This window comes from Halapricum hydrolyticum (assembly GCF_025517535.1).
GTDB lineage: Archaea > Halobacteriota > Halobacteria > Halobacteriales > Haloarculaceae > Halapricum > Halapricum hydrolyticum.
This window is the reverse complement of the sequence record NZ_JAOPKC010000018.1, coordinates 19,000-40,584: the sequence shown is the minus strand read 5'-3', so window position 1 is coordinate 40,584 and position 21,585 is coordinate 19,000. Positions and strand designations below refer to the sequence as shown.

Below are 21,585 nucleotides of genomic sequence, written 5' to 3'. Positions count from 1 at the left end.
CACCCGATCCGGCGGCAAAGATACTACCGACTGTGAGACCACCAAGACTGGCAAGGAGGGTGCGTCGGTTCATAGTTGAGAGGGTGGGCTATCCGCTTCTTTACTCTCCTTGCCCGGGGTATTCATCCGGCACAAGGTCGGCAACCGCGTTGATTGTCATATTGATATCAAGAGAGTCCTTTACATCTCCACCATTGATATAAAGTCCGAAGTTGAACGATTCTCCGGGTTCCAGAACCAGACTCCCCTTACTGTACTGGTTCTCTTCGGGGAAGTCGTTATATTCCGCGTAGAGACCAGTCATACTGATCTCGTCTCGAATCTGGGACGGGTTGTTGTACGGAGTGTCCGAACCGGTCGGGTCATTATCAGTCCCGTTCGGACGGTCAGACGCTTGTGGATCAAGTGTGAGGCCAGACCCACCGAAGGTCTGGTACTCTTCGGGCACACTTGATGGTTCAACGTACACCTTTACAGCCTGAGTCCCCTGGTTCCTAATCTCGAACAGATCGAAAATTCGGGTGATCGCGTCCGGGTTAACGCCAGTAGCATCTTCCTCGTAGCCATTACTATCTGTGAGAGCGATATTGACGACGCCATCATCAATTTGAACGTAGTCTGCATTTTCGGCGTCAGCAGTATCGAATGCTAACATAGCGTCAGCATCAGTAGCGGTACTGACCGATACTGACCGCTCTGCCCTCACACTACTGAATGCGCCACTACCAATTGCAGCTGCCCCACCGGCAGCGAGCGATCCCATTCCGAGCAGGAACTTGCGTCGTTTTGTCATAGTTGGTCTACCTCTTGTCCGCACGCCCCCGAACCCCACCTACTTCGACACCGACACCGCGTTCGGCGTCACCGACCGATCCGGTTCCGGGACGCGCTTGCCTGTTACGTGTGGCCCTTCCCACCTTGTATTGACCCGCTTGACCGATCCGCTATCACCGTCTGAAACCTCGGATTACTCTCTTTGAAACGCTGACACGCCGCTCAAACAGCACCTGAAATCACCTTCTCTCACCGGTAAATCAATCAGTCTTGGATCATTTCGAGCCCAGGGGGTAAACATCAACAAATACATCGGAAAAATAACCGCAAGCAGCTATTTGCGACCGTTCAACGACTGAGAGTTTTGTATTGGCCAACACCTTTTTGTTGGATTAGGTAGATGTGTCTGACGCTTAGGTGGGTCCTAATGGGAAGCAAAACAGGGGCAGTTACGGCCTCAATGGAGCAGTCAGCCGCCGGCACGGGGCCGGACGGCGGGACACAGGGAAAGGACGAACGTGGCGCGCCGGCGGGACCGGACGCGCCGGCGCTCTCCCGGGACGACGCGTTCGAGATACTCAGCAACCGTCGGCGTCGATTCGCGTTGCACCACCTCCAGCACAACGGCGAGCGCGCGGAGCTGGGCGAACTCTCCGAGCACGTCGCCGCCTGGGAGAACGACACCGGGGTCCAGGAGATCTCCGCGACTGAGCGCAAGCGCGTCTACACCTCGCTCCAGCAGTTCCACCTGCCGAAGATGGACGACAAGGGGGTCGTCGAGTTCGACGACCGCGAGGGCGTCGTCGAGCTCACCCCCGCTGCCGAGCAGATGGACGTCTACCTCGAAGTCGTCGAGGGCAACGACGTCCCCTGGAGCCAGTATTACCTCGCGCTCGCGGCGGTGAACCTCGGGCTGTTCGTCGCAGCCCTGGCCGGGACCTATCCGCTCCGACTGGTTCCGGACGCCGGCTGGGGACTGTTCGTCGTGACTACCTTTCTCGTTTCCGCGCTCGTCCACACGTACTACAGCCGCACCGAGATGCGACTCGGCGATTCCGAGACTCCTCCCGAAGTGAGGGGATAGTATGAACCGCCGCTGGGCGTACGGCGCGCTGCTCGCACTCGCCGTCCTGTTGCTACTCGGGACGGGCGGGTTCAGTGCGATCTCGGCCGACCGCGGCGTCTCCGTCACCGTGGCCGGCGACGACGAGGCGTACGTCGGCTACAATGCCACGTGTCACGGCCAGACACTCGAAATAACGATCACGAATCAGTTCGATAGCGACATCACGGGGACGGTGACCGTCGGCGATACCGGGGCAGAGTTCGACACCCTCGCATCCGGGGAAGCCGTGACGACCGAATTCATCAACGTCGAGTCCGAAGATCCGGTCACGGTTACTGCCGAAGGAGACGGGGTCTCCGCCGAACTCGATCGATCTGTGCCGACAGAGTGTACGATGCCGAATGATAGGGTCGTCACGTTCCCAGGTGACAGTGGCGGGGCACTAGTCGACGTTGCAGATGCAAGCGGGACCTACTGGACGCCAGGCGGTCAGCAGGACTTCACGGCTGACTCTGTGAACGGCAACCAGCTCAAAGACTCGGATGGACCGATTACCGCCGTGTACGTCGACTCGACTAATACGACATATAAAAAGTGCGATAACGGGGACGGACCTGCGACGGCAAGCGGAAGCGTCAATCCTGACGAGATCGAGTGTTCGTAATCAGTCGTCCGCGGCCGCGGTTTCGTCCGCTGTTCTCTCGGTTTCTTCAGCTTCGATGCTCGGCGGGTACTCCCCGCGACGAAGCTTCAGATCCGACTGGGGGCGTGCCATGCAGGTCAGGGCGTACTCCTCGCGTTCTTGTTCGGTGAGCCCGCGCGCGGCGGGCTGGGTCACCTCGCCCTCGATGATCTTCGCCGAACAGGCCAGACACATGCCGACGCGACAGGAGTACTCCTGGGCGATTCCCTCCTCGATACACCGATCGAGGATCGTCTCCTTCTCGGAGACGGTGACCGTCTCGTCGGTGCCCACGAACTCCACGGTGTGTTCGCTCATAGGCGTACGTTGGCCCAAGCCCTACAAAACGCTTTACGTCCGGTGGGCCACCGGCTACTCCACCGCGACTCGGGACCGGTGGCGCAGTCGCACCGGTAGGTAAAGCGTTTTGTTCGTCGGGTGTTCAGGACATCTATGCCCACTCACGAGTACGATGTCGTCGTTGCGGGTGCCGGGACAGCCGGCTGCTATGCGGCTGCCACGGTGGCCAACGAGGGGCTCGACGTCGTCGTCGTCGAGCGAAAGGACGAGGAAGAAGCGGGTCACATCGCCTGCGGCGACGCGCTGAAAGGGGCCAGCGCGTTCCCGAAGTCGATCCCGAAGTCCCAGATCGAACCCGCGTTCACGAACACGGACGTCGACCACGGTCGCTTCGAGTTACCGAGCCAGAACACGGCGGTCGACATTCCCGTACCGGGGGAACTGGCCGTCATCGACCGCTGGGAGTACGGTCGCCGGATCATCGACGGGGCCAAACGCGCCGGAGCGGACTTCCACTACGAGACGGTTATCAACGACGTTCGCCAGGACGAGGCGGGTCGAGTGAGCGGTCTGGAGGCGAAACGCAACGGCAGCCAGGTGACCTACGAGAGCGAGGTCGTTGTCGACGCCGCGGGCGCGCTCTCGCTGCTGCAAGACAAGGCCGACTTCTCGGACGCGACTTTCGATACGAACGTCCGGTACTCGCAGTTCTGTTCGGCGTATCGAGAGATCATCCACGTAGACGAACCCGTCGAGTACGACGACGCGCTGGTGTTCAAGCCGACCGAGCGGGCCGCTGGCTACCTGTGGTATTTCCCGCGGACGCCGACGGAGATCAACGTCGGCCTGGGCTTTCAGATGAACGAAGAGCCGATGAAGCTGGTCGAGTCACTCCGCAACGACATCCACAACCGACCGGAGTTCGAGAACGCGACCGTCGAGGACAAACTCGGCGCGGCACTGCCGACCCGGCGACCCTACGACTCGGCCGTGGCACCTGGATACGTCGCTGTCGGCGACGCGGCAGGGCACGTCAACCCGACGACCGGCGGCGGCATCGCTGGAGCAGCCTACGCCGGCAAGTACGCCGCCGACCAGGCTATCGAAGCGATCAGTGCCGGCGACGTTTCCGAATCGGAACTCTGGGAGTACAACGAACGCGTGATGGACCATTTCGGCGCCCGGTACGCCGCGCTCGACGTCTACAACATCTTCACGACGGCCTACGACGTCGACGACCTCACGGCCCTGCTCGCGTCCGTTCCCATGGAGAAACTCTCGGAGGCGCTGTACTCCGGCTCGACCGATGTCGGCCTCTGGCTGAAGATCAAGACCCTGCTGAAGAGTGCCGGCCACTGGGGCACGATACTCGATCTCTATCGGACGAAACGGCTCGCCGACGACGTGCTCGACCATTACGAGTCCTATCCTTCGAGTCCGGACGGGTTCGAAGCCTGGCAGCGCGAGCGCGATACGCTTCTCGATCGCGTCTACGAGACGACGGGTGCCGAGCCGAAATATTAAGCCGGACACCAATAGGTCGCGTTAACTTTGGCGTGAGTTGTGGTAGACGGCGAAGGCTTCGAGCCAGTTTTGAGCAGTCTCTAGCTCGACATGGCTGAAACTATTTGAAAACGATGATGTTCGTCGTTCTACCTCACGAAAGACACGTTCGATGGCATTCCGATTTCCGTGCGCGAGTATCTGAAATCGGTAGCCATCTTCGGCCAAGACTGGACTCAAGTAATCGGCGTCATCAACGAGAAACAGCACGTCGTTGAGCTGATAGCGTCGATGGAGCTCGTCCAGAAACCATCGCGTTGTCTGTTTCGTCGCCGTTGGAAACAGACTGACGTGGAGGATTTCGTTTGTTTGCGGATCGACAGCACCGTACAGCCAGAACTCCTGGCCGTGCAGGCGGATCATTTTCTCGTCAACCGCAAGCTGATCCGCAGTAACCGTCGAGATCGGCTGTAACTCTGCCTTGTGAACCCATTTGTGGATCGCCACGTGACTCCGTTGGACTCCCAACTCATCGAGAAACTGACTGGCATCCCGTAATGACATACCCGCCAAGTGACATCGGATGCCCACTTGAATCGCCCACTCGGGAGTCCGCCGACGCTCCACAAACGACAAATCTATCCACGTGATACTCTCGCTGAGGCGTTCGATCTCGGGCATGGACACTCAGAGAACGAACGCCTCATCCTCTAACTTAACGCGACCCACCAATATTCAGCTAGATTTAAGTATCGCTATCGGGAACTTTCTTGTAGGCACGCGCCAGGTGGGGTTCGCACGGCGACGGGATCGGTGGGGCGACCCCGTCGCGATCGTGCGACACCAGGTTCGTGCAACCTCACAGGGGGATCAACAATGCACGCACTGCGGACAGACGACACGGCGGTATCGGAAGTCGTTGGTGTCGTTCTGATGGTCGCAATCACGGTGTTGCTCGCGTCGACAGCAGCCGTGTTCTTCCTCGAATTCGGGAACGAATCGGGTCCGACGACACCGCCGACTGCTGCCTTCGAGACGGACTACTCCTCGGGGCCTTCCGACGTGGTCACGTTTTCCCACCAGTCGGGTGATAACCTCGAAGCGTCCGAGCTAACGCTCGTCATCGAGGACGCGAACGTATCGGCAGCCAACGGACGACACGACGTACAACCCATCGTGACACAGCCAGAGCTGAGTGCCGGCAGTTCGATCAAGGTGTCGAATAGTTCGCTGGCGCCCGGCTCGAACGTCGATCTCAGCGGGGCGACGATCACCCTCGTCTGGGAGGCACCGGGCTCGACCAAGACCACGACGCTGGCGGAGTGGTCCGGTCCGGACGCCTGATCGCCACGCTGTCTTTTTCGCCCCAGAAAGCCACGCTGTTAACTGTCGAGGACAGCTTCTGCCGTCCGTTTCGCGTCCCGAAGCCGTCCGGGGATACCGGCTCGCTCGGTGTAGGTCGCACAGACGTGAATCCCATCGGGGAACGAGACGGTATCGAGCGCGTTCCAGCTCGCGTCATAGGCGGGCATCCCCGGCCGCCAGCGGGTGACGTGCAACGGTCGTGCCGAGAAGCCAGTGATCGACTCGAACTCCTCGGCTGCCAGCTCGCCGAGCCGGTCGTCGCTCTCTTCGACCAGTTCGGGCGAGCGCGATCCGCCGAGATAGGACGTAAATACGCCCTCGCGGTCGAGCATGCTCGCGTTCCAGGTCAGCCCCAGCGTCTCGTACCCTTCACTATCGAGGATCTGACAGCCGTGTCCCACCCGGCCGTAGTTGGATTCCAGGTGGACGACTGCGAGTGGATTGTACGTCAACCCGCCGAGGACGTCCGTAAGCTCCTCGTCGAGCGGTTCGAGCAGGTCGGCCGTGATCGGTGCCGGCGTCGTCACGACAATCTGGTCGACGGCCGTCGTCCCGTCGGCGGTCACGATCTCGAAGCCATCGCCGTCTTCGCGGACAGCTTCGACGGCCGTCTCGAAGTGGATCGAATCGGCGTAGCGGTCGGCGATCGCCTTCGGGAGCGCCTGTAACCCTTCCTCCAGCGAGACGATGGGCGGGATGTCGACACCTTCGAGTAGCTTCCGGGCGACCGCCAGCAGGATCGAGCGGTCGATCCCGCGCTTTTCGAGGGCCTTGCCGACCGAGTGACGGACGAGCATCTCGTCGGCGTGCGCGCCGTACAGCCCCGTGTACAGCGGCGAGAACAGCGTCCGTTCGGCCTCTCTGCCGAACTTCCGTGCGAAGAACGCCGCGACGGTCTCGTCCGGCTGTGGCGGACCGGTCAGCGGCTCGGCCAGAATCCGGGCTTTCCCCCGCCAGGAGATGAGATCGGTCGTGATCGACTCGCGGATAGAGAGCGGTGCGACCCGCAGCCGACCGTCGCGAAGGACGAACAGCGGTTGATCGTCGTGGCCCTCGAAGCGCTGCTCGCGGAGGTCGAACTCGTCAATCCAGTCTTCGATCAGCTTCGAGCCGCGCAGCCGCTGCGGGCCGAGATCGAGGACGTGCCCGTCGACCCGACGCGACCGGACGATCCCGCCCGGTTCGTCGCTCGCCTCGAAGGTGTCGACGGTCGCGCCGCGCTCGCGGAGTTCGTGTGTCGTTGCCAGTCCGGAGATCCCTGCGCCGATTACACCGACATGCATAGTTAGCTGCGACCGTGGTCGGTCGCGGTGTTCGTGCTGGTACTGCGGGACCGACGTATATCGGTGTGTCGAGATCCTACTGTCGCGCATACCAGTCGTATGCGACCATCAGGAGGACGAACACGGCGATTCCGGTGGTGAAAAGTGCCTCGCGCGGGGGGAAGCCGATCTGACTGACCAGGACGGCTGCCAGCGCTCCCAGCAGGACGACCCCCGCGACTCCCAGTGCAACCGGCGAGTCGGCGAGTCGATCGCGTATCGCTTTCGCGCGTTCCATACCCGATCTGGGACCGCTCCAGGCAAAAACACACCACCCATCTAGTTCGACTGCAGTTGCTCGACGACCGCACGGGCCAGCCGCTCGAAGTCGGCCGTCTCGGGGACGACGTCGACGTCGATCCCGTTCGATTCGGCCGTCTCCTTGGTCGGTGGACCGATCGTACCGACGACCGCCTCGTTCAGCCCGTCGATCGCCGCCTCGCGGACGCCGCGCTCAGTTGCCGCTTCCAGGAAGTGCTCGACGGTCAGCGACGAGGTGAACAGCGCGGCGTCGAGCTCGCCTGCGGCCGCCATCTCGGCCGACTCGCCGGCACCGTCGGGACGGACCAGCCGGTAGAGCACGGTCTCGTGGACGTACCCGCCGGCCTCGAACAGTCCGTCGACGAGTACCGGGCTCCCGTGGTCGCTGCGAGCGAGTTCGACGCGCGCGCTCTCGACCTCGCTTTCGAGTGCCTCGACCAGCCCCCCGGACGTGTAGGTCTCGGGGACCACATCGACCTCGAATCCCGTGTCTCGGAGGGCCTGGGCGGTCGTCTCGCCGATCGCACATATCGTCGCGTCGTCCGGCGTCCACTCGGTGTTCGCGACGAGATCGACGCCGGTCGTGCTCGTGAAGACGACGACATCGGCGTCCGAGCGCGGCGTCGATCCGGCGGGTTCGACCGCGAGCATCGGGTCGGCGATCGCTTCCATGTCCAGCGATTCGAGCAGTTCGACGGCCCTCGCGAGTCGATCGTCGTCGGGCCGGAAGACCGCCACGCGAGGCACCGTCGTCATTCGTCTTCTGCCTCCGCGACGGCCTGTTCGATCAGTTCGGCCGCGCCCTGTTCGCGGAGTTCCTCGGCGAACTCGCGCGCAGCGTCCGGATGGCGGTGGATAGGCAGATCTCGCGTGGCCGTGACCTCGTCACTTCCATCGCGGCTCGAGACGCGGGCCGTGGTCCGGACCGTGCTGCCCTGGACCGTCGCGTGGACGCCGATCGGCGCGATACAGCCGCCACCCAGCGTCGCCAGGACGGTGCGTTCGACTGTCGTCGCGACGCGCGTCGGCGGCTGGTCGATCGCGTCGTTGATCGTCTCGGCAATCTCGCCGTCGGGCGCGGTGACAGCGATAGCTCCCTGTCCGGGGGCAGGAACGAACCGGTCGGGGTCCAGTTCGACGGTCGAGACGTGATGATCCAGACCGAGTCGCTTCAGGCCCGCGGCCGCCAGCACGATCGCGTCGTATTCGATTTCGGCGTCACGTTCGAGTGCGCGACGTTCGACCTCGGCGAGGCCGTTGAACCACTCCTCGACCGTCCGGTCGTAGGGGTGTTCGTAGTCTTCGTCGTCGGCGTGCTCTTTGCGCTCGCTTTCGGCGTCGCTGCGGTCAGCGTGCTCACGCTGGAGTGTCGGGGCCAGCAGCTTCTCGATCCGGGTGTCGACGTTCCCGCGGAGCGGTTCGACGTTCAGATCTGGACTCTCGGCCCGCAACTGGGCCTCGCGTCGGAGACTGGACGTGCCGATAGTTGCGCCTTCCGGGAGTTCCTCGAGTGTCTTTCCGTCGGGTGTTACCAGCACGTCGCTTGCGGGGCCTCGACCGGGGACGCCCGCGACGACCATGCTGTCGCCGCCCTCGGTCGGCACGTCTTTCAGCGAGTGGACGGCAGCGTCGGCGTCGCCGTCGAGTACCCGTTCGTCGAGTGCGCGGACGAACGCGCCGGTCTTGCCCAGTCGGTGGATCAGTTCGTCGCGGATCTGGTCGCCGGTCGTTTCGACTTCGATCAACTCGACCGACCGTCGCCGACCTTCGAGCGCCTCCTTGACCGTGGCCGCCTGTCGAAGCGCGAGATCGGAGCCACGTGTCGCGAGCCGGAGCGTGCTGTCGCGAGAGCTCATTGTTCGTATCTCGGCGGCCGGGAGTGAAAAGCCCACCAGTTCGGGTCGATGGCGCTCGTCCATGTCCACGTTCGCACAGCGGACGGATCGGCGGTGCGCTCGACGGGCGCGCTACCAGGGCTCGTCTTTCAGCCCGAGATAGTACGCGACGACGTTCGTCCCGACGTGCAACAGCGGCGTGAGAACGAGGACGACCGCGAGCACCGGGGCAGTGAACGTCTCCCCGAACCAGCCCGGCGCGAGGATCGCGGTCGGGACGAGCGCGCCGACGACGAAATCTAGCTGGTCGAGGCCCGGGAACGCCGCGCCGCGATCGCGTCCGCTTCGGCGTTTGATAAACGAGGCAGTGATATCTCCCGCCATCGCCCCGGCCGCGAGCGTGACGGCGGCGACGATCGGGAACTCGGGGACGGGAACGGCGAGCACGTCCGTTGCTGCCGGCTGGACGGCGTTCAACGCGAGCGCCAGCGCGAGTCCGGTTGCGGTTCCGCCGACAGTCCCGCGCCAGGTCTTGCCGTCGCCGAGCAGGCGTCGGTCTCCCCAGGTCCGTCCGCCGTCGATCGGTCGACCGCCGCCGAACAGGACGGCCGCGTTGTTCGGCACGTAGGCGGGCAACATCGCCCAGAACGCGACGACGACTGTCTCGATGACGTCCATTAGCGGCGGCGTCGTAGCGCCCGGACTTAACGGGTGGGGATCTTTCGTCGTCGGCCGTGTGGATCGATCCGGGAACCGCGAGGAGAGGGGGCCGCAAACGACTCCGACAGCCGACAGTATATACCCGTGGGAGCCGTTGGCTCGTTTATGCCTCTGAAAGGGTCGGGACCGGCTCGGATGCGCGAGATCGATCGCTACGACGGTGGCGTCGGCTGGATCGCCCACCCGGACGAGCAGATGCAACGCGCCAGCCACGCTGTCGTCGGCGAAAACGGTGGCGTCTGGGTTCTCGATCCGGTTGACACTGACGGCGTGGACGACCTCCTGGCGGAGTACGGTGAGGTCGAAGGCGTCGCCGTCCTGCTGGATCGGCACAAGCGCGACGCGGCCACGGTCGCGCGCCGGCACGACGTGCCGGTGTACGTCCCCGAGTGGATGAGCGGCGTCGCGTCGGAACTCGACGCACTGGTCGAGCGCGTCCACGTCGACCTCGGCGACTCCGGGTTCGGCGTCCACGAACTCATCGACACGCCGCTCTGGCAGGAGGCGGTCCTCTACGGCGAACACGACGAGACGCTGGTCGTCCCCGAGGCGCTCGGGACGGCCGAGTACTTCCTGACGGGCGAGGAAACGCTGGGCGTCCATCCCGCGCTGCGCCTGAAGCCGCCCCGGTCGCTCCGACGGTTCGCTCCCGAGCGCGTGCTCGTCGGTCACGGTGAGGGCGTCCTCGGGGACGCAGCAGGAGCGATCGCGGACGCGCTCAGGGGCGCTCGTCGGCGCGCACCCCGACTGTACGCCGAGACCGTTCGCTCGATGCTCTTCGGATGATGGAAACCCGATACATCACTGAGGGGCTACTCGAATACCTACTGGAGTACGCGGGCGACCGCGATCCGCAGTCGGTGACGGTCTCGCTCGATTCGACGCCGGCCGGGGAACTCGGCGTCGACGACGTCGATCCGGAGACGCCGGTGTTCACCCACGTCTACCTGCCCCAGGCCGGCTCGTCGGTCAACGCCGTCTTCGGGATGGATCTGGGAACGCCGGTCGGCCAGACGGACGGACGGTTCGTCTCGCATCCGACCGGTGAACTGAGCGTCTCCGAGACCGACGACCTCCACGCGGTCGTGTTCGTCGCCGTCCCGCCGTGGGATCGCGAATCGCTCGCGGCGTTCGACCGCAGCGGTCGCCGCCTGCCGGTCGAGGTGCTCGCGGTCGAACCGCCCGAAGGCGTGCTGTGACTGTCTCCGAAATTCGTGTCGCTGCTACTCTAAATACCCTAGATCCTGCAGCTGCTCTGCGATCTCGGCGAACTGCGCTTCCGTGAGCTGCCCCTCTCGCTGGTGTTCGATGACGATACTCCGCAGGAGGAATCGGACGAGATCGCTCGTGCTGGAAAAGCTCGTTCCCTCGATCGTCTCCTCGACGCGGTCAGCCAGGTCCTTCGGGATCGAGACGGTGGTATAATCGGTCATAGACGACTCTGAGGGCAGCGCGGGGGATAGGCGTTGTGTCGCGACTCCGGGTCGTGTTCACCCATCCTGGTTCCGTCGTGTTCGCCCGTCGCCGTGCTTAGTGTCGCGATTACGCCCGTTGTTCGTCCAGCCACGCGAGCAATTCGTCGGCGACGACCTGGGGCTGTTCGACGTGGACGAGATGGCCGCTCTCGACGGCGCGGTGCTCTCCCCGCGGTAGCTGTTCGGCCAGCTGCCGGCCGGCTTCAGGATCGACGATCGCGTCCTCGACGCCGTGGAAAACGAGTGCTGGCGTCGTCACCTCGTAGAGGTCGGTCAGGTCGGCCTCGCGCATGGCGGCCAGCTGTCCGTCCCAGCCCGCCGGTCCGGCGTCGTCCGCCCCTCGCCACTCGACGATACGGCTGATCTCGTCCGGATGCGACTCGACGGTGCCGGGCGCGAACGCGACCGAAAGCGACCGTTCGAGCGCGTCTGGGTCGTCGCGAGGTGCGCGCAGCCGATCGAGCGCGTCGAAATCCACGTCCGACGGAGACGTGGGGGTCCCCACCAAGCCGATCGACTCGACCCGACCGGCCCGGCGGGCGTACTCGACGGCGACGACCCCGCCGAGACCAGCCCCGAGCAGATGGACCGAGCGGGCGCCGTGCTCGGACAGGACGGCGTCGAGATCGGCCGTGAGGTCCGCGACAGTGTAGGGGCCGTCGGGAGCGTCCGACTCTCCGGTCCCGCGGTAGTCGAAGACGACGACCTCGTACTCGCGTGCGAGCGGCGTGACGAGATAGCTCCATTGCCAGGCCCCGAGGCCGGCACTGCCACAGCAGACGACGGTCGGTCCGTTGCCGTGGACAGCGTACTCGATCGCGACGGATCCGTTATGCGCGGTCGGCATGTGCTGTCGTTCGTCGCCGGCATTCGTGTGGGTTTCGACCGACGAGCGAAACGATTCGGCTCCGACCGGAACGTGCCGATCCGGTTCCGTGTCGGTCGTGGGCACCGGGACACGTGACGATCCGGTTCCGTGTCGGTTATGGACGCAGAGACGGTATCCGTCAGTATGAGCGACGAGGGTAGTCCCCGGCAGGTCGGCGATCCCGACTACCACAGCGTCAATCACACCGCCGTCCAGACCTGTGGGTGGACCGACAACGCCCTCCAGGGTGAGGGCAAGTGTTACAAATACGCGTTGTAACTATCCCCAATCGGTATAACAAACGCGATTGAATAGGGGAGTATGGGGACGGACGATCCAGAGCACCGTGCAGAGATAGCCCGTGACCGAATCCTCGAAGCGGACATTTTCGAGGCAGACAAAGAGCCAATGGTCGAGTTCCTTGACGCGATTCATCCGGACGTGCCGACTGAGGTATTCGTGAACGGGAACGGGGACCGCGAACAGAAAAGCCACGGCACAGTAGCTGCATACGGCCAGGGATTGAAGCGATTCGGAGAGTTCGCAGAGCAACCACTAGTTGAGATGGACGTAACGGACGTGAACACGCTATTCCAGTCCTTAGAGTCCGGTGAGCACCCGGATGTGAAAGACAGTGGGTACCAGAAATCAACCCTCTCACAGTGGCAGTCTGCCGTGACGAAATTCTTTGAGTATCATTCAGAGCTAGGCGTTGATCCGGCGGAAGTGGTTGTGAGAGCACAGGAAAAAACGTCGGTTGACGACCGGGATATGTACACCCGCGAGGAAGTGGAACAGTTACGTGACGCGGTGAGCAACGCACGGGATCGGTGTATCCTCGAATTGCTGTTGAACACGGGCCAGCGAATCCGAGCCATTCAGACACTCCGAATCAAGGATGTCAAGCCGGATGAAGGGATTTACTACCTCAATACGGACGTGAACGGACTCAAAGGTGCCGAGAAGACCGGGCGAAAACGTCCGTTGCTTGGTGCACAGCGGGCGGTGTACGACTGGCTGCAGAACCACCCGACTGGCGACCGTGACGACTACCTGATTACCGTCTTGCCGAGTGCGAACCGTGGCACGCCCGGCGGAATGCTGTCACAAGACGCGATCCGAACCCGATTGAAGATTCTCGCGGATCGGGCGGACATTGAGAAGCCACCGAACCCCCACAACTTCCGCCACTATTTCGTCACGACGTGCAAGCGAGATTACGACATGGACGAATCCACAATCAAGTATCTCATTGGGCACGGGCCAGGCTCGAAGGTGATGGAAACTACCTATCAGCACTTGAGCGACGAAGACCACATCAAAGAGGCAGAGATAGCCACCGGCAGGCGCGAGGAAGAGGATACCTCACCGTTGACGCCACAAGTCTGTCCGACCTGTAAGGAACAGTTGAAACCGAACGCGAAAGCCTGTCCGTCGTGTGGAACGGTCTTCGCACCGGACGCGAAACAGGCACAAGAACAGATAGAAGACTCTGTGCAGGACGCGAAAGACGACGCCGACAGTCTGCAGGAGCACAAGGACTTGGACAGAGTAGAGCGACTAATCCGCGAGAACCCCGAGTTGGTTGACGTGCTCGAAAGCATGGTTGACGATTAGGCCAGTCGTGGCTACACCCACGCCAGACCCGGCTATTTCTCGGCAGTGGTGAAGGGGATTCATCGTCTTGGGCAAGAAATCGAATCTGAGGCAAATGCGCGCCTCTGAGAGGAATCGGGTGTTTCGACCTATTGGAACCTAGTCTATTGCCGACTTATTACACAAGTCGTGACTGAATCCACCACATCACCCTGATACTGGCCTATATCCACCCTGGCCATTCGGGTATTAGTGCTATCTTCTCTAAACAAACTACTATGCGAATCGAAGCAACGAACGGCACCGAACACAAGGTGTGGCTCACCGACAGTGAGTTAGAACAGCTCCGGCGACACGCTGGCAACCCACGGAACGATCTACTCATTCAGTTGGGTGGCTATGTCGGACTCCGGGCCTTCGAGATACCACAGATACAGCCCAAGCACATCAAGCGGACAGACGACGGCGAACACTACCGCCTCCGTGTGCCGGAAGGGAAGGATACGACAGGCAACGGTGGCAAGCCACGGGACGCTTACTTGTTAGAGTCAACCGAACGGGATCTACACCAATACCGACAGGCGAATGATCTACGCCCGAGTGACCCATTCATAGACCTGTCTGAGAGTGGCGTGAGAGCCGTCGTGAAACGTGTGGCAGAACGCACAGCGGAAGCGACCGGCGAAGAGGATTACCAGTATGTCTCAAGCCACGACCTACGCAGGCGGTATGCACAGCGGTTGCTGGTTGATGAGAGCATGAACCCGCGTGTTGTCATGGCAGTGGGTGGGTGGGACAGTTGGCAGGCGATTGAACCGTATCTTAACGCACCCTCTGAGCAAGTGATAAACGACGCCTTCGAGGGTGTGAGTTTCTGAAATCGCCCCTGGCCCTGTCGGTTTTTACTAGCGAATGACGAATATACGCATATGGCTGATGAACAAACCGTCTTATCTGACGGAACGCGGGTGAGTGACGCCTTCGGCGGTGCTGAAACGTATATCGAGAACCAGCAAGAAGAGCAAGACGACTCTGAGAAGCAAGACGAACGGGAAAACACCCAAGACAACGGCCCTGAAACCCCACAGGGAACGCCGCCAGATCCGGAGAATGGCCCCGATCCAAGCCCGGACTCTGCCGGGCTAGGGACGCCCGACTTTGTGGACCGGCTTACAGACAGTCCGCTTGATACAGTGCGTAATGCGATTGGTGAGGGGATTGATCGGGCGCGTGAACTAGCCGAAGAACAACGAGATCAACAACAGTCAGATTCAAGCGGGCGAACGCCACGCGACCCGTCCGAAGGAATCCCGAGCGGTAGTGAGACAATCCAAGACGGGCAACCAGAGGAATCCGCGAGCGAACCCACACAACCCGTTGATCAACAGCAACCAGAAGACGCGCTTCAAGGCGTCAACCTCAACGAACTGTCGCCAGAGCGGGCGCGTGAGTTGATCGGTGAAGGCGAAGGCTTTGGGAAACAGCAATACCAAGGTGCGAGCACGGACATCCCGCTTGATGAGCAGCGGCGTGCGACTGGCTCACCGGTGCGCCCGTCCGATCCAGCCTTTGACGCACAGGCAAGCCTACAGCAGCTTGCCTACGCCGTGAATAACCCCACCATTGACCCGTCCGTTGAAGCCCAAGCCCGGCTTGCCCAACGGTCCCCGCTTGAGTTGCGAGCCTTGGGTCTTTCTGGCGGTGAAATCCGTAGCATTAGCCCGGCAATCGAGAACGCTGACGACCTCGCTAAACCAGACTTGTTTGACGAGACGTTTGGTGCAGAGACGGCCAGGGGGTACAGTGAACGCAAAGAAGAGCAGTTACGGCAGGCGAACCGTGGGGCACCCCGGCGACGGCAAGACGAACCCGAACAAGTCCAAGAGCAACTTGCAGAGATCCGGCAGGGGGCGGCAGAGCGGTTTGATGAAGAGTTCAGTACGGTGGATATCGGTACGGGGGCGGTGCAGTTGGAGCGTGACGACGGCGAAGTGACCCCAACACTTCGCCCTGGTATCCGGCGGCAAATCCAGAGTGAACGGTTACAGAGCCTTCAAGAAGAGACAGCCCAACAGATAGCCGATCAGACAGGGGCGGACCTTACTGCCGAAGATATCCAACTAGACTACCGTGGCGGCTTTGAGACAGAGGTAACAGAATCCGGGCAACGGCAAGCAATCGCGTCCCAACTGAGCGGGGAACTGCCGATTGACCTACAGTCGAGTGATGTGCGACTCACTGAGGGTGGCCGTGGGTACGGACTCACCGAAGGCGCGCAGGCAGACCTACAGCAGACACGGCGTGAGCAGATTGCGACAGAGTTGAACCCACAGATACCGAAGATCGACGTAGGAGCCGATGATGTGACGCTTGACGACGGACAGGCGCGACTCACAGACGACGTGCAGAACCAGATTGCACAGCGGCAGGACGCCGCGCTTGACCTTGCCGGTGGCTTTGCTGAGGCAAGCAGTCAACAGGTGGCAGACGCGCTTGAGACGATTGGGAGTAACATCGACGCCCTTGTTGGCGACGGGGACGCTACTCAGCCGGTTGATGAACAGACGGACGGCCAGCCACCGGCACCGGACCTTGGCGCAATCGGTGTTGATCCCGAAGGCAGTGTTGACGATCCAGCAGACATAGAGGCAGAGGGGGATGTGTTCGAGGGTGATATCTACCGCCCGGATCAATCCAGATTTACCCAATCGACCGTGCAGACGCCAGAAAGAGGGGCAACCGGGATCGGTGGCTTGGTGGGTGCCTTCGGGCCGAACGCGATTGCAGACGCGAGCGCGAGAACGACAGCACAAGTCAATCAGGCGATTCCGTATGTGGGTGAATCTGTCGGTGAAGGAATCAATATCGGCGTGGATATCCTCGGCGCACCGATTGATCTTGCACAGGGTGACGATCCCGACATTAGCGGTGAAGGGCAGTTAGGTGAGACAGCCGGGGAGTTGACGACTGGCTTGGGCCGTGGCGGTAGTATGCTACTCTTTGGCCTGCCAGCCGCCGGACGGACAGCCGTGAATGTCGGGACAGACGCCGCCGAGTTCACCTATGAGAATCCGACAGACGCGCCGGGTGCCGCCCTTGATGTTGGGCAGACAGTGGCACAGCAGCAAGCCGAGTATGCCCAAGAGAACCCGGCCAGATTCACGGGAGAGTTATTGACCGGGGCTGCCGCTGGATACGGTGTGAGTGCAGCAGCGACACGCGCCGGACTCTTGAGCGGGCGCGCCGGGGAGTTCCTTCGCCGGGTTGATCTTCCCACGCGGACAGCACGCCGCTTGCGTGCCGAGAGCCGTGGACTTCGAGGAGCCGATACATCGGACCTCTCCCGTGACTCCTACATTCGGCAGTTCCGCCAGGGTGACAGTGACGTTGATCCCACATCAACACCAATCCCTGGCAGTGACACACTCCGGCAGTTCACAACCGACAATCGCGGACAGTTACAGATTGGACGGCAGCGGAGTCAGACGCCAGATGTGGACGGTGACGATATGCCAGATATCGCCGGGACGCGCCCGGACGTTGACCGGCGTGATCCCGTGACTGGTAGTCCTGGCTCACGCGGTGGCCGAAGTGGACGCGGTGGCAGTGGTCGATCTACAAGCGGACGCACAGGCACACGCGGGACAGGCAGCCGAACCGGGCGAAGCCGTAGCGGTGACTTCGAGACGACGGCAGCGGATATCAGCACGCCCGGACTCTCGCCACTGTTCGGTGCTGAAATCGGTAGTGCAGTTACTCGGCTAGAGCAAGCCCAACAGCCAGCGGCGACGGAAGAGGCAACGACACCGCCCGGAACCCGCGAAGACACCACACCGTTTGATCCGGTGACAGAGACGACCGAACGGACGGCACAGGCACAGGAATCCACACTGGATATTGCCGCCGGGTTCCGTGACAGGGCCGACCAACTGCCGGATGTGTTCGAGGGGCTTGACGGGCGGACAGATATCCGTGCAGACGTAGGCACAACGCCGACGCTGGATATCGACACTAGCCAGCAGTTGCGGACCTTTGAGACGCCAACGACCACAACGACGACCACGACAGACACGCCGACAACGACCACAGACACACCCACAACTGGCGGGCCGGGTGACCCAACAGGTGGCGGTGGCACCGGACGCCCGCCGTTTGATCCACCGACTGGACGCCCGCGAACGCCGGGACTGCCGGATCTAGACCTCGGTGGCGACAGTGACGACGACGGCAGGGCGCGCTTTGAGCAGTTCGGGGAAGGCTATGAAGTCGAGTTCCTTGACCCACTCCAAGGCAACGGTGACAGTGATACCGACAGCCTGCCAGGATTCGGGAATCTGCTGTAAGGGAGTGGAATCGGACACTCTCACCCCTACACTTGAGACGGGGAGAACCACCACTTAGCGAATATCCGAAAAAGACACTCTGAAAGTACGGAAAACACAACGCACAAGGCTTGTACCACATCATGACGACGGAACTACCACGACACCTTGACCGCGAAACGATGGAACAGCTCGCCAGAGAGTGCGACACGATGTTTGAATTTACCCAAGAGGCTCGAATCGGACGGGGTGACGCCCGACACTTCCTGCACCAACTGGGGATCGACGCCGAGTTTGACAAACCAGCCGATACGCTGGTACAGGAAAATCTGTAGTACGCATAGGACGGTAGGCCCGTGTGTATGTGTGTGTCCCCATCCCTTCGAGCCACATAGTACGACCGTCCACCGACAGACGACAGACACCGCTTCGCACGTTCTTACCCTAACTGTAGTCCCCGATACCGTGTATGTATCAGCGACAGCGTTAGGAATCCAGAGCAGTCTTGCCTTTCGCGTGTTGTCCGTTATAGGGTTGCTTATCCGATTCACTCACAGCCGCCTAATCGCCGGACAGTAGCCGATTCACTGGCCGTAGATGTGACCCTGCCGCCAGTCCCACCCTGCACCCACTACAACTTGGGTACCATTCTGCTCTATACGTTATATTGATACATTGTATGCCGCTTGCTTGTGGTAGTGGTTCGTTCTGAATTTCTGTTCTGTGAAGTCTGTGCCGCCCGTATTACCCTGTCCTGGTAGAATGTCCTCTATCCATACATCGGGGAGTGGTGTCTGATACGTGATAGTCAAAAGTGCCGAAACAGACACTACCAAGAGTCGTTGATCGGATTGGTACCCGACACGTCCACTTCGGTAGCGACGTTTCCAGTCGGTTTGTCGTCTGCCTCGAAGGTGTAGCGAATGGTATCACGGAAGATTGGGAACTGTGCTTGCTCCCTGTTTTCGACGCCTACGTAGTCCCATACGTCGAATGGTTCCCCACATTCGGTGCAGTACCACTTTCCATCTGGTAGTTCGACAGTATCACCGTTGTCTGTCTCAAACCAGTCGTGTAGGTCGTCGTTGCCACACTCAGGACACTCTTTGACGTTTTCCTGAATCACCGTAAACCAGCGTAGCAGCAGCCGTAGCGCCTTTGGGAACCCGCCGGTCACTTCGGCACCGTTCAACCGTTCGGCCAGTTGGTACACCCTGTCTCTCTCTTCACGACTGATTCGCGGGCGAAAGGTGCGATCTCGACTCATTGGTATCCACTCCAGATTGAATACGCCACAACGCCGAGAATAGCCAGCACAGGCATTAGGACGCCTAAAATCAGATACCACCCTTCGACGGTACCAGTCCGGTCTATGCCCGATAACTCCCCCAACACACTGTTCGCAATCCAGCCGGTGACGGCAACGATCCCGCCGAAGGTGAGCAACGCTAGGGCTAGGTCCGCGCGCCCGGTGCCGCCGTGGGTTCCACTCATTGTCTCAATCCTCCCGCCACCCGCCAAGCGGGTTTCTGCCGGTGTAGGCTTCCGCGAGTTCCCGCGCTACGTCAGCCCGTGATAGGTCGTCTGTATCAACCCCAAGCGACTCTGCCACCGCTTGCTCTGCCTCTTGCCACACCTGTTGATCGGTTTCACGCCGGAGTTGGACATTCAACAGTCCGGTGCGTTGTCTCTGGCTCATGCTTCGATCTCCCTGAATGGTTTCTCTTCCCCGAGATATTCAGCACAGATTTTAGCGAGCACTTCTCCTTCGCGGGCGCTTCTCCCCATGTCTTGCCTAACTTTCGCTTCCGCACGTTCCCACAAGTCACGTTCCGTATCCGAGTATAGGGCAATACCCTTCTCCGGTCGGTGTTGACTCATTACAATTGGTAGAAGGGACTAAAATCAGTTATAATAGGACGGCCAGGGTCAGTCCTCTTCCGGCAAGGCGTCAGTCACTGATTCAGTCCGTTGTATCTGCACGTCGAATGCTCCAATATCCCGATCCATCTCAAGGGCTGTTTTGAAAGCTGCTTCATCAAGCGCCCGTTGGATCAAATTCTCAAAGGTGCCAATCCCGTAACTAGTGGCGTACAAAATCAGCAAGTCCACAATGCCTTCGTGCATTAATCCACCAATGTGCTCGTCGCCTTCGGAGAGATTAACGTCCGATAGGTCTTTTAGAAGATCCTGGTCTTTCTCAGACAACCAGTCCGCTACCCCCTCAAATTGATAGTATGATGAGAGCGGTTTCGTAGCAAGTAGGCGGTCTTTTTCAGACAGATTCCAAATGAGTTGAAAATCCATCAGCGCGCTTTGGATGTTTTTCCTGATTTGAAACCTCAACTGTCGTTCCCTATCGTCATCAAACTCTTTTCCAAATAGGTACTCTCTCTGCGATTTTGTGAGGAAGCTCCGGCCCGGCACTTGGGGGATCTCGCTATCGTCAACCATTGCGTTATGAATATAGGAACGCCCCATTATATACTTTACCCTAGCCATAATATGTCTGAGATAGAACGACGCCGTGGCTGTTCGACGGTAGAAAGTTGGACGGAAAACAGCCCGCCCACGTCCTACACACGTGGATCAACGGGCTGTTTTGGCATAAATGCGCCGTTTAGCAGAGTAGGCCGGTCGCGGCGACGTTCGCACCCTGGTATCCAATCATGGCGACGAACGAACACCGCTCCCGGCCTAGCGGGAGTACGAACGCGGAGGACAGTAAAGACACCGAAGAAGCGAGCAACTGGCCCAAGCGTGGCGTGGCCCACTGGCTGTTTCGAGCACCGCCAGAGGCTAGTTTCGCGGAGGTTATCGAAGCCTACCATACGCACGACAGTCCGGCGGACGTGTGGGGTGAGCGGTGATGGCTGCCTCTCAATTTACAGACGACGGTTTTCGTCCGGGCAACGACGGCCAGAGTCCACCAAACCACGACACTATCACTCACGGCAGCGCTAGGTTCCTTCTCTGGATTGGGCAACGCCGGGAACGCGAGGAGGGGTTTAATCCTGACCTTGACGACCTACCGGAACTGTTCGAGGAATGGCAGGGCAAGCCGGGCGAACAGACGACGCTTATGGGGTGGCAAAATGATGAATGAGCGGGCGGACTTCTCTTGTCCGTCGTGCAACAGTAGCGACGTGTTCCGTGACAGTGGGAGTATCTTTGAGTGTCGGAATTGTGGCGAACGAATCCACGAGGCAGTGGGAGAGAACGCGGACGCGCTTGAGCGACTGTCTGACCGACACGACGACGCCGGGGCAATCGCCCGAACACTGCTTGAAACTGGGGGCGTGAGCGAATGATCCGGGACCGCCAGCTACGCCGCGAGTCGAGTCCGTCCACAGGGTGGCGAGAAGTCCGGCATATCATGGAAGTCACACAAGGTGGTCGCCATGAGTGACGTTGCCATAGGTGGTCAGGGGGTCGCCTGTCAATGCGCGCTCGCGCGAGGACAGGGGGAGGGTACCCCCAATTTACCCACCCCCCC

At 60.9% G+C, this 21,585-nt stretch carries 25 protein-coding genes and 1 pseudogene; 13 read left to right on the top strand and 13 right to left on the bottom strand.

Features of this window, described 5'->3' with window-relative positions:
- Window positions 1–100: 100 nt before the first annotated feature.
- The gene (locus OB916_RS13165; protein WP_315909756.1) at window positions 101–793 is read right to left on the bottom strand and encodes a hypothetical protein; all 693 of its coding nucleotides are present in this window, start codon (window positions 791–793) and stop codon (window positions 101–103) included.
- 441 nt (window positions 794–1,234) lie between these two features.
- Here OB916_RS13165 and OB916_RS13160 point away from each other — a divergent pair, with 441 nt between their 5' ends.
- Together OB916_RS13160 and OB916_RS13155 are read left to right on the top strand one after the other, a co-directional pair.
- A complete protein-coding gene (locus OB916_RS13160; RefSeq protein ID WP_315909755.1) occupies window positions 1,235–1,858 on the top strand; it encodes a DUF7344 domain-containing protein in 624 nt (207 codons plus the stop codon).
- 1 nt (window position 1,859) lies between these two features.
- Window positions 1,860–2,504: a hypothetical protein gene (locus OB916_RS13155; RefSeq protein ID WP_315909754.1), complete on the top strand. Its 645-nt coding sequence runs from the start codon at window positions 1,860–1,862 to the stop codon at window positions 2,502–2,504.
- On the opposite strand, the gene OB916_RS13150 is transcribed toward OB916_RS13155, so the two are convergent.
- The gene (locus tag OB916_RS13150; RefSeq protein ID WP_315909753.1) at window positions 2,505–2,840 is read right to left on the bottom strand and encodes a 2Fe-2S iron-sulfur cluster-binding protein; all 336 of its coding nucleotides are present in this window, start codon (window positions 2,838–2,840) and stop codon (window positions 2,505–2,507) included.
- A gap of 135 nt (window positions 2,841–2,975) precedes the next feature.
- On the opposite strand from OB916_RS13150, the gene OB916_RS13145 reads away from it, so the two are divergent.
- The gene (locus OB916_RS13145; RefSeq protein ID WP_315909752.1) at window positions 2,976–4,346 is read left to right on the top strand and encodes a geranylgeranyl reductase family protein; all 1,371 of its coding nucleotides are present in this window, start codon (window positions 2,976–2,978) and stop codon (window positions 4,344–4,346) included.
- Window positions 4,347–4,367: 21 nt separating this feature from the next.
- Here the strand turns inward: OB916_RS13145 and OB916_RS13140 are convergent, their stop codons facing one another.
- Window positions 4,368–5,006, bottom strand: a complete 639-nt coding sequence (locus tag OB916_RS13140; RefSeq protein ID WP_315909751.1) for an IS6 family transposase — start codon at window positions 5,004–5,006, stop codon at window positions 4,368–4,370.
- Window positions 5,007–5,201: 195 nt separating this feature from the next.
- Between OB916_RS13140 and OB916_RS13135 the strand changes: the two genes are divergently transcribed.
- Window positions 5,202–5,669: a type IV pilin N-terminal domain-containing protein gene (locus OB916_RS13135; RefSeq protein WP_315909750.1), complete on the top strand. Its 468-nt coding sequence runs from the start codon at window positions 5,202–5,204 to the stop codon at window positions 5,667–5,669.
- A 38-nt stretch (window positions 5,670–5,707) separates the two neighbouring features.
- Here OB916_RS13135 and hemG read toward each other — a convergent pair whose 3' ends face one another.
- The 5 genes from hemG to OB916_RS13110 form a co-directional block, all read right to left on the bottom strand.
- Window positions 5,708–6,973 (bottom strand): protoporphyrinogen oxidase, encoded by a 1,266-nt coding sequence (hemG, locus tag OB916_RS13130; RefSeq protein WP_315909749.1) that lies wholly within the window; start codon window positions 6,971–6,973, stop codon window positions 5,708–5,710.
- 76 nt (window positions 6,974–7,049) lie between these two features.
- Entirely contained in the window at window positions 7,050–7,250 is a 201-nt protein-coding gene (locus OB916_RS13125) for a hypothetical protein (protein WP_315909748.1), read from the bottom strand.
- Window positions 7,251–7,291: 41 nt separating this feature from the next.
- Window positions 7,292–8,029: a uroporphyrinogen-III synthase gene (locus OB916_RS13120; RefSeq protein WP_315909747.1), complete on the bottom strand. Its 738-nt coding sequence runs from the start codon at window positions 8,027–8,029 to the stop codon at window positions 7,292–7,294.
- A complete protein-coding gene (hemC, locus tag OB916_RS13115) occupies window positions 8,026–9,129 on the bottom strand; it encodes a hydroxymethylbilane synthase (protein ID WP_315909746.1) in 1,104 nt (367 codons plus the stop codon). The genes OB916_RS13120 and hemC overlap by 4 nt, the downstream gene beginning before the upstream one ends.
- 111 nt (window positions 9,130–9,240) lie before the next feature.
- Entirely contained in the window at window positions 9,241–9,786 is a 546-nt protein-coding gene (locus tag OB916_RS13110) for a CDP-2,3-bis-(O-geranylgeranyl)-sn-glycerol synthase (RefSeq protein ID WP_315909745.1), read from the bottom strand.
- 147 nt (window positions 9,787–9,933) lie between these two features.
- Here OB916_RS13110 and OB916_RS13105 point away from each other — a divergent pair, with 147 nt between their 5' ends.
- Both OB916_RS13105 and OB916_RS13100 read left to right on the top strand, forming a co-directional pair.
- Window positions 9,934–10,614 (top strand): hypothetical protein, encoded by a 681-nt coding sequence (locus tag OB916_RS13105; RefSeq protein ID WP_315909744.1) that lies wholly within the window; start codon window positions 9,934–9,936, stop codon window positions 10,612–10,614.
- Entirely contained in the window at window positions 10,614–11,027 is a 414-nt protein-coding gene (locus tag OB916_RS13100; protein WP_315909743.1) for a hypothetical protein, read from the top strand. Before OB916_RS13105 ends, OB916_RS13100 begins: the two co-directional genes overlap by 1 nt.
- A 24-nt stretch (window positions 11,028–11,051) precedes the next feature.
- Here the strand turns inward: OB916_RS13100 and OB916_RS13095 are convergent, their stop codons facing one another.
- On the bottom strand, window positions 11,052–11,261 hold the full coding sequence (locus OB916_RS13095) for a ribbon-helix-helix domain-containing protein (RefSeq protein ID WP_315909742.1): 210 nt from the start codon (window positions 11,259–11,261) through the stop codon (window positions 11,052–11,054).
- 109 nt (window positions 11,262–11,370) lie between these two features.
- Entirely contained in the window at window positions 11,371–12,255 is an 885-nt protein-coding gene (locus OB916_RS13090; RefSeq protein WP_315909741.1) for an alpha/beta fold hydrolase, read from the bottom strand.
- Window positions 12,256–12,315: 60 nt separating this feature from the next.
- Between OB916_RS13090 and OB916_RS13085 the strand changes: the two are divergent.
- From OB916_RS13085 to OB916_RS13070, 4 genes and pseudogenes are all read left to right on the top strand, one after another.
- A pseudogene (locus OB916_RS13085) lies at window positions 12,316–12,441 on the top strand (4-demethylwyosine synthase TYW1); the annotation flags it as partial.
- Between the two features lie 51 nt (window positions 12,442–12,492).
- On the top strand, window positions 12,493–13,788 hold the full coding sequence (locus OB916_RS13080) for a site-specific integrase (protein WP_315909740.1): 1,296 nt from the start codon (window positions 12,493–12,495) through the stop codon (window positions 13,786–13,788).
- Between the two features lie 257 nt (window positions 13,789–14,045).
- Complete coding sequence (locus OB916_RS13075; protein WP_315909739.1) at window positions 14,046–14,645, top strand: site-specific integrase; 600 nt, start codon at window positions 14,046–14,048, stop codon at window positions 14,643–14,645.
- Window positions 14,646–14,696: 51 nt separating this feature from the next.
- On the top strand, window positions 14,697–18,110 hold the full coding sequence (locus tag OB916_RS13070; protein ID WP_315909738.1) for a hypothetical protein: 3,414 nt from the start codon (window positions 14,697–14,699) through the stop codon (window positions 18,108–18,110).
- A gap of 808 nt (window positions 18,111–18,918) precedes the next feature.
- On the opposite strand, the gene OB916_RS13065 is transcribed toward OB916_RS13070, so the two are convergent.
- The 3 genes from OB916_RS13065 to OB916_RS13055 form a co-directional block, all read right to left on the bottom strand.
- Window positions 18,919–19,302: a hypothetical protein gene (locus OB916_RS13065; RefSeq protein WP_315909737.1), complete on the bottom strand. Its 384-nt coding sequence runs from the start codon at window positions 19,300–19,302 to the stop codon at window positions 18,919–18,921.
- A gap of 50 nt (window positions 19,303–19,352) precedes the next feature.
- A complete protein-coding gene (locus OB916_RS13060) occupies window positions 19,353–19,583 on the bottom strand; it encodes a hypothetical protein (protein ID WP_315909736.1) in 231 nt (76 codons plus the stop codon).
- 435 nt (window positions 19,584–20,018) lie between these two features.
- Window positions 20,019–20,543, bottom strand: a complete 525-nt coding sequence (locus tag OB916_RS13055) for a hypothetical protein (RefSeq protein WP_315909735.1) — start codon at window positions 20,541–20,543, stop codon at window positions 20,019–20,021.
- A gap of 215 nt (window positions 20,544–20,758) precedes the next feature.
- On the opposite strand from OB916_RS13055, the gene OB916_RS13050 reads away from it, so the two are divergent.
- Genes OB916_RS13050 through OB916_RS17045 form a run of 3 tightly spaced genes read left to right on the top strand, consistent with a single transcriptional unit; the run spans window position 20,759 to window position 21,400 of the window.
- Complete coding sequence (locus tag OB916_RS13050; protein WP_315909734.1) at window positions 20,759–20,959, top strand: hypothetical protein; 201 nt, start codon at window positions 20,759–20,761, stop codon at window positions 20,957–20,959.
- Window positions 20,959–21,195 (top strand): hypothetical protein, encoded by a 237-nt coding sequence (locus OB916_RS13045; protein WP_315909733.1) that lies wholly within the window; start codon window positions 20,959–20,961, stop codon window positions 21,193–21,195. Before OB916_RS13050 ends, OB916_RS13045 begins: the two co-directional genes overlap by 1 nt.
- The gene (locus OB916_RS17045; RefSeq protein ID WP_390884086.1) at window positions 21,185–21,400 is read left to right on the top strand and encodes a hypothetical protein; all 216 of its coding nucleotides are present in this window, start codon (window positions 21,185–21,187) and stop codon (window positions 21,398–21,400) included. The genes OB916_RS13045 and OB916_RS17045 overlap by 11 nt, the downstream gene beginning before the upstream one ends.
- Window positions 21,401–21,585 lie beyond the last annotated feature (185 nt).

Bases quoted from the DNA above. Each gene is read 5' to 3' on its own strand.
- OB916_RS13165 (WP_315909756.1), bottom strand. From the start codon at position 793: ATGACAAAACGACGCAAGTTCCTGCTCGGAATGGGATCGCTCGCTGCC.
- OB916_RS13160 (WP_315909755.1), top strand. From the start codon at position 1,235: ATGGAGCAGTCAGCCGCCGGCACGGGGCCGGACGGCGGGACACAGGGA.
- OB916_RS13155 (WP_315909754.1), top strand. From the start codon at position 1,860: ATGAACCGCCGCTGGGCGTACGGCGCGCTGCTCGCACTCGCCGTCCTG.
- OB916_RS13150 (WP_315909753.1), bottom strand. From the start codon at position 2,840: ATGAGCGAACACACCGTGGAGTTCGTGGGCACCGACGAGACGGTCACC.
- OB916_RS13145 (WP_315909752.1), top strand. From the start codon at position 2,976: ATGCCCACTCACGAGTACGATGTCGTCGTTGCGGGTGCCGGGACAGCC.
- OB916_RS13140 (WP_315909751.1), bottom strand. From the start codon at position 5,006: ATGCCCGAGATCGAACGCCTCAGCGAGAGTATCACGTGGATAGATTTG.
- OB916_RS13135 (WP_315909750.1), top strand. From the start codon at position 5,202: ATGCACGCACTGCGGACAGACGACACGGCGGTATCGGAAGTCGTTGGT.
- hemG (WP_315909749.1), bottom strand. From the start codon at position 6,973: ATGCATGTCGGTGTAATCGGCGCAGGGATCTCCGGACTGGCAACGACA.
- OB916_RS13125 (WP_315909748.1), bottom strand. From the start codon at position 7,250: ATGGAACGCGCGAAAGCGATACGCGATCGACTCGCCGACTCGCCGGTT.
- OB916_RS13120 (WP_315909747.1), bottom strand. From the start codon at position 8,029: ATGACGACGGTGCCTCGCGTGGCGGTCTTCCGGCCCGACGACGATCGA.
- hemC (WP_315909746.1), bottom strand. From the start codon at position 9,129: ATGAGCTCTCGCGACAGCACGCTCCGGCTCGCGACACGTGGCTCCGAT.
- OB916_RS13110 (WP_315909745.1), bottom strand. From the start codon at position 9,786: ATGGACGTCATCGAGACAGTCGTCGTCGCGTTCTGGGCGATGTTGCCC.
- OB916_RS13105 (WP_315909744.1), top strand. From the start codon at position 9,934: ATGCCTCTGAAAGGGTCGGGACCGGCTCGGATGCGCGAGATCGATCGC.
- OB916_RS13100 (WP_315909743.1), top strand. From the start codon at position 10,614: ATGGAAACCCGATACATCACTGAGGGGCTACTCGAATACCTACTGGAG.
- OB916_RS13095 (WP_315909742.1), bottom strand. From the start codon at position 11,261: ATGACCGATTATACCACCGTCTCGATCCCGAAGGACCTGGCTGACCGC.
- OB916_RS13080 (WP_315909740.1), top strand. From the start codon at position 12,493: ATGGGGACGGACGATCCAGAGCACCGTGCAGAGATAGCCCGTGACCGA.
- OB916_RS13075 (WP_315909739.1), top strand. From the start codon at position 14,046: ATGCGAATCGAAGCAACGAACGGCACCGAACACAAGGTGTGGCTCACC.
- OB916_RS13070 (WP_315909738.1), top strand. From the start codon at position 14,697: ATGGCTGATGAACAAACCGTCTTATCTGACGGAACGCGGGTGAGTGAC.
- OB916_RS13060 (WP_315909736.1), bottom strand. From the start codon at position 19,583: ATGAGTGGAACCCACGGCGGCACCGGGCGCGCGGACCTAGCCCTAGCG.
- OB916_RS13055 (WP_315909735.1), bottom strand. From the start codon at position 20,543: ATGGTTGACGATAGCGAGATCCCCCAAGTGCCGGGCCGGAGCTTCCTC.
- OB916_RS13050 (WP_315909734.1), top strand. From the start codon at position 20,759: ATGGCGACGAACGAACACCGCTCCCGGCCTAGCGGGAGTACGAACGCG.
- OB916_RS13045 (WP_315909733.1), top strand. From the start codon at position 20,959: ATGGCTGCCTCTCAATTTACAGACGACGGTTTTCGTCCGGGCAACGAC.
- OB916_RS17045 (WP_390884086.1), top strand. From the start codon at position 21,185: ATGATGAATGAGCGGGCGGACTTCTCTTGTCCGTCGTGCAACAGTAGC.